Origin of the sequence: Mucilaginibacter sp. NFR10 (assembly GCF_900100445.1) — a bacterium.
Lineage (GTDB): Bacteria > Bacteroidota > Bacteroidia > Sphingobacteriales > Sphingobacteriaceae > Mucilaginibacter > Mucilaginibacter rubeus.
Genome location: NZ_FMTV01000003.1, coordinates 516,495 through 531,453, shown reverse-complemented (window position 1 = coordinate 531,453; position 14,959 = coordinate 516,495). Strand labels below are relative to the sequence as shown.

At 43.4% G+C, this 14,959-nt stretch carries 8 protein-coding genes; 5 read left to right on the top strand and 3 right to left on the bottom strand.

Going from position 1 to position 14,959, the window contains the following annotated elements; translation table 11 throughout:
• Nucleotides 1-131: 131 nt before the first annotated feature.
• On the bottom strand, nucleotides 132-1,103 hold the full coding sequence (gene hemB / locus BLP33_RS13420) for a porphobilinogen synthase (RefSeq protein ID WP_090529082.1): 972 nt from the start codon (nucleotides 1,101-1,103) through the stop codon (nucleotides 132-134).
• Between the two features lie 184 nt (nucleotides 1,104-1,287).
• Between hemB and BLP33_RS13415 the strand changes: the two genes are divergently transcribed.
• The gene (locus BLP33_RS13415) at nucleotides 1,288-2,241 is read left to right on the top strand and encodes a PKD domain-containing protein (protein ID WP_090529079.1); all 954 of its coding nucleotides are present in this window, start codon (nucleotides 1,288-1,290) and stop codon (nucleotides 2,239-2,241) included.
• Nucleotides 2,242-2,290: 49 nt separating this feature from the next.
• Here the strand turns inward: BLP33_RS13415 and hemC are convergent, their stop codons facing one another.
• Entirely contained in the window at nucleotides 2,291-3,886 is a 1,596-nt protein-coding gene (hemC, locus tag BLP33_RS13410; RefSeq protein WP_090529683.1) for a hydroxymethylbilane synthase, read from the bottom strand.
• 831 nt (nucleotides 3,887-4,717) lie between these two features.
• Between hemC and BLP33_RS13400 the strand changes: the two genes are divergently transcribed.
• Both BLP33_RS13400 and BLP33_RS13395 read left to right on the top strand, forming a co-directional pair.
• Nucleotides 4,718-8,377: an ABC transporter permease gene (locus BLP33_RS13400; protein ID WP_139159987.1), complete on the top strand. Its 3,660-nt coding sequence runs from the start codon at nucleotides 4,718-4,720 to the stop codon at nucleotides 8,375-8,377.
• Between the two features lie 349 nt (nucleotides 8,378-8,726).
• Nucleotides 8,727-11,096, top strand: coding sequence for an ABC transporter permease (locus tag BLP33_RS13395; protein ID WP_090529071.1), 2,370 nt, complete (start codon nucleotides 8,727-8,729; stop codon nucleotides 11,094-11,096).
• A gap of 429 nt (nucleotides 11,097-11,525) precedes the next feature.
• Here the strand turns inward: BLP33_RS13395 and hemA are convergent, their stop codons facing one another.
• Nucleotides 11,526-12,752, bottom strand: a complete 1,227-nt coding sequence (gene hemA / locus BLP33_RS13390) for a glutamyl-tRNA reductase (RefSeq protein WP_090529068.1) — start codon at nucleotides 12,750-12,752, stop codon at nucleotides 11,526-11,528.
• Between the two features lie 167 nt (nucleotides 12,753-12,919).
• On the opposite strand from hemA, the gene BLP33_RS13385 reads away from it, so the two are divergent.
• Together BLP33_RS13385 and BLP33_RS13380 are read left to right on the top strand one after the other, a co-directional pair.
• Complete coding sequence (locus BLP33_RS13385) at nucleotides 12,920-13,306, top strand: DoxX family protein (protein WP_090529065.1); 387 nt, start codon at nucleotides 12,920-12,922, stop codon at nucleotides 13,304-13,306.
• 44 nt (nucleotides 13,307-13,350) lie between these two features.
• Nucleotides 13,351-14,877: a carbon-nitrogen hydrolase family protein gene (locus BLP33_RS13380; RefSeq protein ID WP_090529061.1), complete on the top strand. Its 1,527-nt coding sequence runs from the start codon at nucleotides 13,351-13,353 to the stop codon at nucleotides 14,875-14,877.
• Nucleotides 14,878-14,959 lie beyond the last annotated feature (82 nt).

Sequence of the window (14,959 nt, the reverse complement as noted above, 5' to 3'; positions counted from 1 at the left end):
ACTCGCTAAGCAGCCATGCCAAGCAAAGTGGTTACCTGTCCTGTGGGATGCCGAAATAAATTCGGCATGACGGGTGGTTATACTGCTTAGCTTCTACCTTTCGCCTTTAACCTTCTCCCTTTCGCCTCAACCTAAAACCACTTATTCTCCAAAACTTCCTTGGCATGGTAGGTTAAAATAGCAGTTGCACCGGCACGGCGGATGCTGGTAAGCACCTCGGTAATGGCACGCTGCTCGTTTAACCAGCCGCGTTGTATGGCGGCTTTGATCATGGCATATTCGCCGCTTACGTTGTAGGCAGCGACAGGCAGTTCGGTATTATCTTTTATCAGTTTAATAACGTCAAGGTAGGGAAGGGCCGGTTTTACCATCAGGAAATCTGCGCCTTCCAGTTCGTCCAGTTCGGCTTCAATGAGGGCTTCGCGTTGATTGGCCGGGTTCATCTGGTAAGTTTTTTTATCGCCGAACTTAGGTGCCGAGTTCAATGCATCCCTGAACGGGCCATAAAATGCACTCGCATATTTAGCCGAGTATGACATGATCGATACGTTGGTAAAACCATTATCGTCAAGCACATTACGAATATAACCTACACGGCCATCCATCATATCTGATGGCGCAATAATATCAGCACCTGACTGTGCATGAGCCAAAGCCATTTTGCCCAAAATGTCAAGCGTTTCGTCATTCAGGATCACGCCATTATCTACAATTCCATCGTGGCCATCGCTGCTGTAGGGATCCATAGCTACGTCGGTAATAACGCAGGCCTCAGGGAAGTTCTTTTTTACCTCGCGAATAGCACGCAGATACAAACTCTCGTCGCGGTAGCTTTCCGTAGCAAATTTGTCCTTCAACTCCTCGGCAATATTAGGGAACAGGTCGAAAGAGTTAAGGCCCAGTTTAAGGCAGCTTTCAATTTCGCGCAGCAGGTTATCGATAGAATAACGGAAGATGCCCGGCATCGATGCCACTTCACTTTTCTGGTTTACGCCGTCGATGATAAATAGCGGGAAAATCAGGTTAGCAGCGCTAACATGCGTTTCCTGCACCATCTGGCGGATCACTTCACTTTTTCGGTTTCTTCTTGGTCGTTGTAACATATTATGATCAATACTCAGGTTTCTATAGTTATCTTACCGTCTGCGAAGCACAAATTTATATAAACGTATACAATTATGTGGCTTTAAAAGACTTTAAAGGCAATTTATGGCGTAAGAATGATTTAAAGCGAGGTTTATATAGAATATATAATTATATTTGTATAGCCTAACTGCCTGAGGAATAATGAAATACTTTAGATTGTCACTGATAATTGCACCGCTGGTTTTTGCTGTGCTGGGTTCATGTAAAAAAACGAGCCTCCCTCCTGTATCCACAAAATCTGTATCCCAAAAGGTTTTGGCTCAGGCCGGAGCTGACGTAACCATTACTTTACCACAGGATTCGGTTCAACTGACCGGAAAAAGTGGTAATGCTGCTGATGGGATAGCCGGATATTTGTGGAGCCAAATATCAGGGCCTGCAGAAGCTTTCCTTATAAATGAGGCTTCTGCATCGGCTAAAGCAAGACATCTTGTCGAAGGGAAGTATCAGTTCCAATTTATGGTGATTAATAAGGATGGTCTTACGGGTGTTGATACTGTTGAGGTAACAGTAAAGCCTTCGGATGTAATAACACTTGATCTTTCGCCAACCAACAATCCTTATGAAACCAATATCGGTTTGTACAACGGTACGGATGCCGGTAACCGAACCGCGATAGAGGAACCGCTTGCTGCCTGGACTATCGGTGGCTTGCCCATCACCGTACGTAATTTATTAAAATTTGATTTAAGCAGCATTCCGGCCAATGCCACTGTCATATCCGCGGAGCTCCGCTTATATTCTGATACTATACCTAAAAACGGTGATTTGGTACACGCAAACTTCGGTGCTGATAATTCTTTTGTAATACAGCAGGTAGCTGCCGATTGGGATATAACAAATGTTAGCTGGTTTAATCAGCCTGCAGGTTTAACGGCCAACCAGATTGTGGTGCCAAGTACTAACCAGCCCTTTCTAAATATGAATATAAACGTAAAAGATATAGTAAGTGTGATGATAAGCAATAAATCAAATTATGGATTTAAGCTCTCTCTCCAAAATGAAGTATTATACACCAGCCGGATATTTTGCTCAAGCTATTATTATGACAGCACAAGGCACCCCAGGTTGATTGTGAAATACGTTAAACATTGATTTTTTAATATTGTCCGTAGCCTTACCACCTACGGACAATATCTGTTTTTTAGCACCTGTTAGTTAGGCAGACTGTTCCAAAAACAGCTTCGGCTAAACCTACTTCGTCGGGCGAGTACGGTAAGGTATATCTGGTACCCATTTCATCAAATTTCTTACCGGTTGATTTACCTATAGCAATTACCTGTTGATTAGGTTCTAATAAATTATCCTGAAAATATGCCTCAACATTTGACGGGCTGGTAAACACAAGTATGTCTGCGCCTGTGGCTTCAACGTGCTGCTCTAACACCGTTTCGTAAACCGTGAGGTCAATTATTTTTGTATCTGCAGATAAACCTTGTTGTATGCTGCGTAAAGAACCTTCGGCACCAGGAAACAATACTTTTGAATGGTTGGCTATTGCCGCAAAATCAGCTGCTACATCGGTGGTATCGCCGCTTTCACCAACATAAGCAGCAAAATAGCCGTTTCGGCGCAAGGCATCTTCTGATCCTGTACCCATTACGCCAAATTTTATTTTAGATGGCAATTGCGGTTTCAGGGCGAAGAAATACTCAACAGCATTTTTGCTGCTAAAAAATATCCAGTTGATATCCCGTAAAATATATGGGTCAAGTTTGTTGATTACCGGCACGGTTCGAATTAACGAGCGGGCATCTATTGCTATGCCATGTTTTTTCATAGCTTTACGGAAATAACTCTGCTCTGAAAGATCACGGGTTATAAATACGCTTTGAGCCAGTTTACGATTGGCGTCAAACATAGATACTATTCTCTCGGCTAATCCATCAGTTGTATCTGATTTTACAAATAATCTGTCCGGAAATTCATCTCCATCGTTGGCTTTAGAGGTAAACACCTGGAAAAAGCCATCTTCCTTACGGCAATAACAACCTAAAGGTAAGTGGCAACCACCGCCAAATAATTTTAATACAGTACGTTCAACAGCCAGCTCTTCGGCTACATCGGTATGGTGTAATGCCTGCAGGGCTTCAAAAAGTTCATGATCGGTTTCGCGGATCTGGATAGCCAGCGCGCCCTGTGCCGGTGCCGGGATCATTTCAACCGGAGTTATTTCTTCCACATGAAACTCGCTCAGGTCGAGGCCTAAGCGGGTAACACCTGCTTTAGCCAGCATAATGGCATCATATTTTTCATCGCGCAGCTTACCGATACGGGTAGGCACGTTACCGCGAAGTTCTTCAATTTCAAGATCGGGACGGTGGGCCAGGAGCTGGGCTTTGCGCCGGTTTGACGAGGTGCCAACGATAGCACCATATTTAACAGATAGCTTTTGGTGCACATCAACGCAGTCTTTCAAGATCAACAACAGTTCAGCCGGGTCTTCCCGTTCTGAAACTGCTGCGATGATGAGTCCCGGAGGATTTTCGGTAGGCAGGTCCTTATGTGAGTGAACCGCTATATCAATAGTGCCGGATATTAACTCTTCTTCTAATTCTTTGGTAAAAAAGCCCTTACCTTCCAGCTTATCAAAGCTGAGGTTCAGGATCCGGTCGCCCTGGGTTTTAATGATCTTTAACTCGGCGGTAATATTAATGGCAGCAAGGCTGTCTTTAACGAAATTGGCCTGCCATAAAGCCAATTCACTGCCACGGGTTCCTATAATCAGTTTTCTGTCCAAAAGAATGAATGTTTGCAGCTGCAAATTTAAATTTTTATGCCGATGATAAGGTACATCAATATAATGAATTATTGTTAATTGCAACAAAATGACGGTAATGTGTACGATTAGAGCCATGTAAAACCAGCCAGGCTGGCAACCGGGCTGCAGGCCGGGAGGCTTGCGGCGGCGGCGATTTTATAATAGCAGCATTTGTGTAACAAACAGGCTGTCCCAATTTTTTGATTCCCGAAAAAAAATGAAAAGATCCCGGCGCTTCTTTTTCTTAAAAAATGGATATGTTCCATTTTTTAAGAGTGAAACAGTGAAACGGATTTTAGATGTTATCGATTGATAGTCAGTGCGTTAATGTTTTGTATAGAACGTTGTTAAATTATTGATAATCAGCATTTAAAACTTTATGGAATGGTTATTGGGTGTTTCACGGCTGTTGAAGATAAGGCTGATTTTTTAACCTTTTTTCCTATTTTTTTTCATTTTTTTAAGGTAAAACTGGTTGGTTGAATTTGATGCTGACAAAGTATTGCCACCAGTAGTTAAAGAATGTAATATTAGCTTTGTGCCCTTCTCTCTATATCTGACGAAGCGTAGCTTCGTCAGATAGCTATTGCAGGCGCATATAACAGATTTTAACTTCGGCCGGCTAATGAAAAGTGGAACATAACGCCGCGGAATCACAAACCTGACTTTGTATCCTCAAACAATAATGGTGACCCATATCCGCACAACCAAACGTCCGTTTTTATTACAATAATTGCCTCTTGTAAAATTGTAATCGCTATATTTCAGTAAGTTATAAAGTTGGAATAACCTTTGACGCAATTGGGCAACTTGACTGCATTCATTTTCCATATTACCCCTTATGATTTTGCATTTTTAGCAACGATATTTATCGGGCTGACTTTTAGCCTGCTCTTATGGTTTACCCCCAATATTAACCGCTCTGCAAATCGTTTTCTGGCCCTTGCTATGCTAACCATTGTTTTATGGATGGCCCGGGTGTTGGGAGAAAGCATTGGGCTGGGTACTTACTTCCCGCATTGGAGCCGGTTGCCGCTTCAATTTTCGCTGGCGCTGGGTCCGTTCATTTATTTTTATGTACTTAAGATAACCCGGCCGGGATATAAATTACGTGGTACGGATCTGCTGCACTTTATCCCCTTGTTGCTGCAACAGGGCATTTTTGTATTGGAGATTGGGCAAAGCATCAGCACCGGCGTAGCAACTTACCACACACCTGTCTTTCAGCAAACGGGCTTGGTACTCAATATGGCAGCATTCATTTCTGTAGTTGCCTATTTGTATATTTCTTTCAGGCTGATTGAAAGCTATTATCAACAGTTGAAATTCAATCAAGTAAATGACCGCTACCGCAACCAAATGCGCTGGCTGGTCCGGTTAATCAAAGCCTTTGGTTTTTTATGGTTATTATGGCTGCCATATGCCGTTGCAGATTTTTTTTATTTCCACCAACGGTTAGGAATCCAAGCGTACTATCCCTTGTATTTGCTGTTAGCGGGAATGATGATTTGGATAGCGGCGACTGTCCATTCAAAACCAGGAAGCACTATTATTGCGCAGGCTCCCGCGGTTTCGAGAACACCGGTTCCGGCAGTGCTGCGGCAAAAGGGGGCCTGGCTCAGGCGGGTTATGGAAGACAAGCGGTATTACGAGGACGCGGAGTTGAGTTTGACCTCGCTCACTGACAAGCTTGGGCTCACAGTGCATGAATTATCCCGGATCATTAATATTGCTCTCAAAAAAAACTTTAACGATTTTATTAACGAATATCGCGTTGCGGAAGTAATCCGGAAAATGCAGGATCCTGCTTTTGCTCATATAACCCTGCTTGGCATAGCACTGGATTCCGGTTTTAACTCAAAATCATCCTTCAACCGCATTTTTAAACAAATAACCGGCAAAAGCCCGGCGGAATATAAAAATGAACCTCACAAAGAGTTCCCAGGTTATAACTTAAGACGACGTACTCAGTTTGCAAGGGTAATTTCGGACCATGAAGCCGCGATCATGTGGTCTTCCCGAAAATTAAACCGCAGCTATATGTTCAAAAATTATTTTAAGATCGCGTGGCGTAATATCACCCGTCACAAAAGTTACTCGGCCATTAATGTAGCCGGGCTGGCGGTGGGCATTGCGGCCTGCCTGCTGATATTTGTAGTTGTTCAATATGAGTTGAGCTTTGACACCTATCAACCCGGTTATAAAAGCACGTATCGCATTGTTACAAAAAAAGAGCGGGAAGGTAATATCAGGTATAGTGCCGGGATCTCAACGCCTGCGATAGATGCTTTTCGTCTTTATTTCCCACAGGCTACCATTGCAGGTATCAACGCCATTTATGGCAGCCAGATCGTAGCCCCGGCGGCTAACGGTAACCCCGCCGGCGATAAAAAATTTATAGAGAACACCGGCATCATGTTTGCCGAACCTCAGCTTTTCGATATTTTTTCAGCAACCTGGCTTGCCGGCAGTGCGTTAGCTTTAAAAGATCCTAACATGGTGGTGATTGATAAAAGCAGCGCCATAAAATATTTTGGTAACTGGCAAACGGCAGCAGGAAAAACGCTCAGGATGGATAACCTGCTGACGCTAAAAGTGGCGGGTGTGATACAGGATGTTCCCCCCAATACCGACCTGCCGCTCAAAGTGTTGATTTCGTACATCACCTGGAAGAAGAACCCCAAAAGCTACCATTACGCATATACCTGGGATGAAACCAGCAGCGACTGCCAGGTGTATATAAAATTTCCTGCAAATGTATTGCAAAGCAGCATCGAAAGTCAAATGCTCAGTTTTTCCGAAAAACAATTTAATAGTGATAGTAAACGCGCTGCCAGGAAAAGATATGCTGTAGCGCAACCCTTATCGGCAATCCATTTTGACACCAGTTTTGGTGGCACGCTGGGCGATCATGTAACCGGCAAGTCCACGCTGCGTACCTTGTCGCTTATCGCGGTGCTGATCATAGTTATGGCATCCATCAATTTCATTAACCTTTCAACCGCGCAATCCGTTGGCCGTTCCAAAGAGGTAGGCATCCGCAAAGTGCTGGGCAGCAGCCGCGGGCAATTGGTAGGCCTGGTAATGTGCGAAACGGCCATTATCGTACTAATTTCGGCCGGCCTTGCAATTTGCATAGCCGAAATTGCTTTACCGTTACTCAAACATATCGCCAGCGTTCCGGATACCATTGGTTTGTTCAATCCCGGCATATTGCTTTGCCTGGCCTGTGTAATAGTTGCAGTGATACTGCTTTCAGGAGTATATCCGGCAATTATCGTATCGGGATTTAAACCTGTTGAGGCGTTGAAAAATAAGATTAATTCGGCAGCTGTTGGTGGTATATCGCTCCGCCGTGTGCTGGTAGTTACCCAGTTTACCATTTCACAGTTGCTGATTATCGGAACAGCTATCGCCGTTAAACAAATGGATTTTGTAAACAATGCCGACCTCGGGTTTAATAAAGAAGCCGTATTGGCCATACCATGCCCTGCCGATAGCATCGGTTTATCACGAATGAACAGCTTTAAACAACAGGTACTTACTTTGCAGGGAGTAAAGGCAGCCAGTTTTTCGGCCGACGCGCCATCGTCATCGCATAATAATTCAAGCAATTTCTACTTCAATCATTCAGATAAAGATCCTGGCTTTGATATTTTCATGAAAGTTGCCGACGCGGATTACTTTAAAACTTTTGGCCTCAGGTTTATAGCAGGCAAAAGCTATGAACCCAGCGATACCGCGCGCGAACTGGTGGTTAATGAAACTTTTATACGCAAATTGGGTATTAAACGTGCAAATGATGCTTTGGGCAAAACCCTTACCTTTGATAGTTACGGAAACCTGCCCATAGCAGGTGTTGTTGCCGACTTTAAAACAAACTCCATGCGCGAGGAAGTTAAACCGCTGGTGATGTTCCCCTCAAAACAATCGGAACAGCAAATAGCGGTAAAAATTGAAAGCCGGAGACTTGCAAAAACGGCAGCATTGGTGCAAAGTGCCTGGGAAAAGAAATATCCCGAATATGCCTACACCGGCTTTTTTGTTGACGATAGCATTGCCAAATTTTACGAACAGGAAAACCAGCTCGAACTGATCTATAAAGTATTTGCGCTCATCGCCATTTTTATCTCCTGCCTTGGCTTATACGGCCTGGTATCGTTTATGGCGGTACAGCGCACAAGAGAGGTAGGGATCCGAAAGATTTTAGGCGCATCAGTAAGCAGCATTGTGTACCTGTTTTCAAAGGAATTTTTAGCTCTTATCGTGGTGGCATTTATGATTGGCGCGCCCCTTGCCTGGTACCTGATGAACGGATGGCTGCAAACTTTCGCCTATCGTATTTCGCCGGGCTTATGGGTTTTTATGGCAGCCATTACAACTTCGTTATTGATAGGCTGGTTCACGGTAGGTTACAAAGCGTTAAAAGCCGCGCTGGCGAACCCTGTAAAAAGTTTGAGGACAGAATAATCAGGAAGATTATTGTGAGACTACCTTCTCATCAGGGTCTCTTGTAGAGGACCCTGATGTTTCCACTATCAGCCTTGATCATCTTACGAGAAAAGGCCTACCTGCTTGGCGAAGACATCAGGGTCCTCTACGAGAGACCCTGATGGAACGTAATTTGATGGGCTCTATCGCAGGGTAGTAATGCCCGGCAAAAGCGCACACTTGTTGTAACGTTTCCGAACGGGTGTTATAAATAAATTGATATTAATGTTTTAATTATCAATGATTTATATTAATGGCATGGGTTTTAGATAATGCCTGTATATTAAATAATGTTTTAAGTTCAACAACTTCTACAATCAATATACCCATGTTCAAAACATATTTTAAACTGGCTTACCGGAATGTCATAAAGGATAAAGCTTACTCCATTATCAATATATCGGGTTTGGCGATAGGCCTTGCTTCAAGTATCCTGATTTTGCTTTGGGTGCAAAATGAATTGAGCTATGATAAGTTCAATAAAAATGCCGGGCAGATCTATCGAATCGACAGCGATTTTAGTGATTCTAAAACCGCGGCAAGTTCGGCCGGGATGCCTTTTGGATTAAAATCGGAGATCCCTGCGGTTAAAAATGTAGCCCGTTTATATCCCGGTTTTCCATCTGTTTTATTCGAAATAAGTAACCGGAAATTTCAGGAAGAACATGTGTTTTATGCCGATCCCAATTTTATGGACATGTTTTCATATCCATTAATAAAAGGCGACCGCGCTACTGCTTTAAATCAGGCAAATGGTGTTTTAATAACAGAAGATATCGCCACAAAATACTTCGGAAAAGAAGATCCCATAGGAAAAGTGATAAGGAAAGATAATAAGGAAAATCTGGTAGTAACAGGCGTTATGGCCAATATCCCGGCTAACTCCGATCTGCAATTTGACATCCTGCTTCCGATGGACTTAATAGCCCAAACCAATAACGATCTGAAGAATAATATCTGGGATAATTTTAATTTTTTCGGTTACGTACAGTTCGATAAAAATTTTGATCCCTCCGCCGCTAACGTTACCAAATTGGAAACGCAAATCGGGCAGATTTTTCACAAACATAGCCCGGATACCAAGGCTACGTTCAAATTACAGCCTTTAACCAAAATACACCTTGATCCCGAAAGATTAGGAGATTCGCCGGGGCATGGGAATGCGCAGTATGTAAGCATCTTTTTTGCGATCGCCATATTGATATTGATTGTGGCCTGCATCAATTTCATGAACCTGGCTACTGCACGCTCGGCACGCAGGGCTAAAGAAATAGGCTTACGTAAGGTAGCGGGTGCTGTTCGCGGGCAATTGGTTATCCAGTTTTTAAGCGAGTCGGTATTTATCTCCTTTCTTTCCCTGTTACTTGCGCTTGTTATTGTTCGGATGTTTTTACCAGTGTTTAATGATCTGGCTAACAGGAAACTTGTTATTGATCTGTCGGATGCCAGGCTTTGGTTAAGTCTTACCGGTATTGCTTTAATAACTGGTCTTATCTCGGGAAGTTATCCTGCCTTATTTCTCTCTGGTTTTAACCCGGTTAAAGTGCTTAAGGGTAACGTGAAATCAATGGGAGGCAATTTGCTGTTCCGTAATGCTTTAGTTGTGGTTCAGTTTATGGTTTCCATTGTATTATTAGTGGGTACGGTGGTGATCTATAATCAGCTTAAATTTATCAGGGACAGGAATCCCGGTTTCGAGAAAGCCAATCTTTTATACGTGCCAATGACGGGCGAGATCTGGCATAAGCAGGAGGCTTTGAAAAACATGTTAAGGCAAACCTCGCTGACGAGCGATTTTACAACGATTACAGATTTGCCAACTGAACTTGGCGGCTGGACACTTAATGTGCAGTGGAGCGGTAAGGACCCACGTTCGCAATTGTCTATCCCTGTAATGGCCGCCGATGAGGATTTTACGCGCACATTCAGAATGAAGTTAGCAGCCGGCAGAAGCTTTTCGGCAGGTTTTAAAACCGACTCGAATAATTACATGATCAACGAAAAAATGGCCAGCGTAATGGGCCTTACCGCCAGTACTGCAGTAGGCAAGCCATTAGCGGTTTGGGGTAACAAGGGTATTATTGTAGGGGTTATAAAAGACTTTAATTTTAAGCCCGTTCAGCAAAGCATTGAGCCGTTGGTTATACCTTTCAATAAAATAGGCGGTTATGTGGTGATCAGGACCTTGCCCGGAAAAACCAATGCTACTATAAAAGCACTTTCAGCTATGAGCCAGGCGCTTAATCCGGCTTATCCCTTCAAATTTGATTTTATTGACCAGGAGTTATCTAAACTTTATAAAGGCGAACAGCAAATGGGCAATATTTTTAATCTTTTTGCCGGTTTGGGCATCTTTATTTCGTGCCTGGGCTTATATGGTTTATCGGCATTTATGGCCGAGCAGCGTACCAAGGAGATTGGCGTACGCAAAGTGTTAGGGGCATCTGTAGTAAACCTGGTTTACTTACTGTCATCAGGTATCACCAGGCTTATTTTGATTGCTATAGTTATCGCTATCCCACTTTCATGGTATGCGGTTAACAGCTGGCTGTCGGGTTTTGCTTATCATATCAATGCTGGCTGGCTGGTGTTCTTTATTGCATCTGTAGTTGCATTGGGTATAGCCTGGATTACGGTTAGTTATGAATCTGTAAAAGCCGCGACAGTTAACCCGATAAAGAGTTTGAGGACGGAGTGATTGAATGTTTGTTTTATAAGGGAAATAAGCCCCAATAATAGCCAAATAGGTTTAACGAAAAATACCTGCGTTAGGGATGGGAGCGGATACCGGCCAGCGAGCGTAAAGCCTGCAGGCGTATGAGTGTACAGCCCGGACCGGAGGTAACGCCCATATCCAGTTGGCAGTTATGAGTAAACAGTTTGCAGCATACATTTGATATTTTGCATGCTGATGATATGGTGTTCGGTTAAGCTGAAAGCTTAACTCATTTCAGGACGAAGTTACGCTTCGCTAAACTTCGTCCAGTATTAGGAAGTTACGCTCCGCTACACTTCGACTAGTATCAGATTTGCATTTGATCAATTCTTAAATTAAAGAAATTCGGTTTTAGACAAAAGCAAGCATTCTGTCAATCCTCAAATCCCGTAAATTCTGATTCAGAAAGTTTTAGTTTTCATTGATCAATATATCCTTCGCCATAACCATGGGTACGCTGATATATTTTTTCTCCATGTAGTTGATCACCTTTTCCAGGATCTCGCGCGATTGCTCATCCAGGCCCTGTACCTCATCGGCAAAAACAGAGTTAATGGCAGTATTGCGGATCTCTTTGATTTTTTCAGGTACCTGGCGCATAGCTACTTCAATACGGCGCTGTTTAAGCTGCTGTACAAATTCGGCAATGTTTTGCTCAATGATAGCTTCGGCGTGTACCAGTTCGTGGTAACGTTCCTGCAGGTTCTTTTTGGCAACTTCGTTAAGCGAGTGCACTTCGATAAAGTTAACCGGGAATTGCTCCAGCACTTCGGGAGCGGTATCATTAGGGATGGCAAGATCGACAATGGTTTTCCTGCCGGTTTCGCCGTTGAGCAGCGATTGGTAAATTTCGGTAGTGATGATTGGCTCAACTGCCGATGTGCAGGTGATAATGGCATCAAAACCTTTTTTATAGCTTTTCAAAGCTTCGAGGTCAAACGCTTCTCCGCCCAAATCGGCAGCTAATTTTTCGGCATTGGCCACGGTACGGTTAAATACCGCGAAGTTTGAAAATTTATGTTTTTGAAGATATTTGGAAATGTTACGGTTAGTTTCGCCTGCGCCGATGATCAATACACGGGCATTTGAACAAAGATTAAGGTCTTTAAGCTTGCGGTAAGCCAGCGATACTACCGAGATTGGGTTTTTGGAGATGTTGGTATGCGTATAAACTTCCTTGGCTGTTTTTACCACGCAGTTCATGATCATGCGCATGGCATCGCCGGTTAGGCCGGCCTCTTTGCAATGTTCATATGCTTTGCGTAACTGGGCCAGGATTTCCTTTTCGCCCACGATCAAACTCTCCAGCGAACATGAAGTGCGCAATAGGTGCACCATGGCTTCCTGGTCTTCATAAATAGACGCGCTATCCATAAAAGTACTCAGTGAATCATGGCAAAGCTCTGTGTTAAAGGCTTCTATGAATTTTTTGGCAAAATCTTTGTCAACAGATTGTGGGGTTGTCATTACAAATTCCACACGGTTACAGGTAGCCAGGTAGAAGATCTCCGGGATATTGAACTGCTTTTTAACTTGTGCAAGTTTATCTGTCAGATTTTCCTGGCAAACCACCAATCTACCCAATTCCTTCAGTTCAATCTGTTTGTGCGTAAAAGCTATTACCTTTAGATACTTCAAAGCAGTTTTAAATTTGACCGAACAAAAGTATCACTATTCGGCACATCCAATGTCAACACTTTGTCAAACAGGCTTATTTGGAATGGTTATAAATTGCAAAAACGGCTTGTTTTGCAGTATTTAAACTGTTTTGCAATGCGTATCACAAAATATTTGTAAATTAAAACATGGATAAGTATAAAAAAATAAGCCTGGTAATACTCGTGGCGTTTTACGTGCTTGCAGGCCTTAATCACTTCCGCGATCCGGGCTTTTACTACGCCGTAATGCCCAATAACCTGCTTTACCCAGAGACTGTTAACCTCCTTGCCGGGATTGCCGAAATTTCATTAGGTTTGTTACTTATACCATCCAAAACAAGATACTGGGCTGCCTGGGGAATTGTTTTAATGTTGATTGCCTTTTTGCAGATCCACGTGAGCATGGCATTTAAAGCGCCAATGAAGTTAAATTCCATAACGGTTACACCTTTTTTAGCATGGCTGCGCCTATTCCTGCAGTTTGTGCTGATCTACTGGGCCTGGTGGCACACAACCGATACTAAAAAAGCCTAAACCAAAACAGCGTTTGGCTGTTGCTATCGAAGCAAAATAAAAATATGGATCTGCAAAGTATTGAAATGCGTAACCTGGAGGTACAGGACTACCAGGAGCTGAAAAAATCAATGAAATCGGCCTATATGGATATGGATGAGGACTATTGGGACGCCAATTCTATCCGTAAGCTAATCAAAATATTCCCCGAAGGGCAGATCTGTATCACCGTTAACGATACGGTTGTTGGCTGTGCGCTGGCCATAATTGTTGATTACCAAAAATTTGGCGATAACCACACCTACAAGCAAATTACCGGCGACAGTACCTTTAAAACCCATAATGACAAAGGGGATGTATTGTACGGTATTGATGTGTTTATCCATCCTAAATATCGCGGCTTGCGACTTGCACGGAGGTTGTACGATGCCCGCAAGGCCCTTTGCGAAAAACTGAACCTGAAAAGTATTATTGCCGGCGGGCGTATCCCCAACTATCAAAAATTTCAGAACGAGCTTACGCCGCGTCAGTATATTGATAAGGTAAAGTATAAGGAGATCTATGATCCAACATTATCATTCCAGTTATCTAATGATTTTCACGTGCGCAAGGTATTGCGTAACTACCTGCCCGAGGATAGCCGCTCAAAAGGTTTTGCTACCCTTATTGAGTGGAACAACGTGTATTACGAGGAAGTAAGCGATGTTATCAATCATAAAACAGTAGTACGTATTGGCCTGGTACAATGGCAAATGCGTTCGTACAGTAATATCAGTGAGCTGATGAAGCATGCCGAATATTTTGTTGATGCGGTGAGCGATTACCAGGCCGATTTTATCCTGTTCCCCGAGCTGTTCAATACACCGCTCATGGCCGATTATAACCACATGGATTCGGCCAAGGCCATGCGCGAACTGGCCAAATATACCCAGCCCATTATCGAGGAGTTTTCAAAACTTGCGGTTTCCTATAATGTGAACATTATAGCAGGCAGTATGCCTTATATTTTTGAGGAATCGTTGTATAATGTTTCCTACCTGTTCAGGCGTAACGGCAGCATGGAAGAGGTATACAAAATTCACCCAACCCCGGCCGAGATTAGCTCATGGGGCATGCGCGGCGGCGATGAGGTGAAAGTTTTTGATACCGATTGCGGCAAAGTTGGCATCCTGATTTGTTATGATGTAGAGTTTCCGGAATTGTCACGCATTTTGGCCGGTCAGGATATGCAGATCCTGTTTGTACCTTTCCTTACCGATACGCAAAACGGTTACAACCGGGTTAAGTTTTGCGCCCAGGCCCGTGCGGTGGAAAACGAATGCTATGTCGCTATAGCGGGTTGTGTAGGCAACCTGCCTAATGTAAATAATATGGGTATCAGCTATGCACAGTCGGCGGTGTTTACACCTTCAGATTTTGGTTTCCCGACTAACGGGATCCAATCTGAAGCTACGCCAAACACCGAAATGATTGTTATTGCCGATGTTGACCTGTCGTTGCTGGATGAGCTGCATGAGTACGGCAGCGTGCAAAATATCAAAGACAGGCGCACGGATTTGTATAACATTACTTTTAATGGGAAGAGGGTGTAGGGATTGTCCCCCTTAGTTGTTCCATCAATGCCTCTGCGAGTTTAAGTTTATCCACAAAATTGCTTGTCGTTTAAACAGCAAG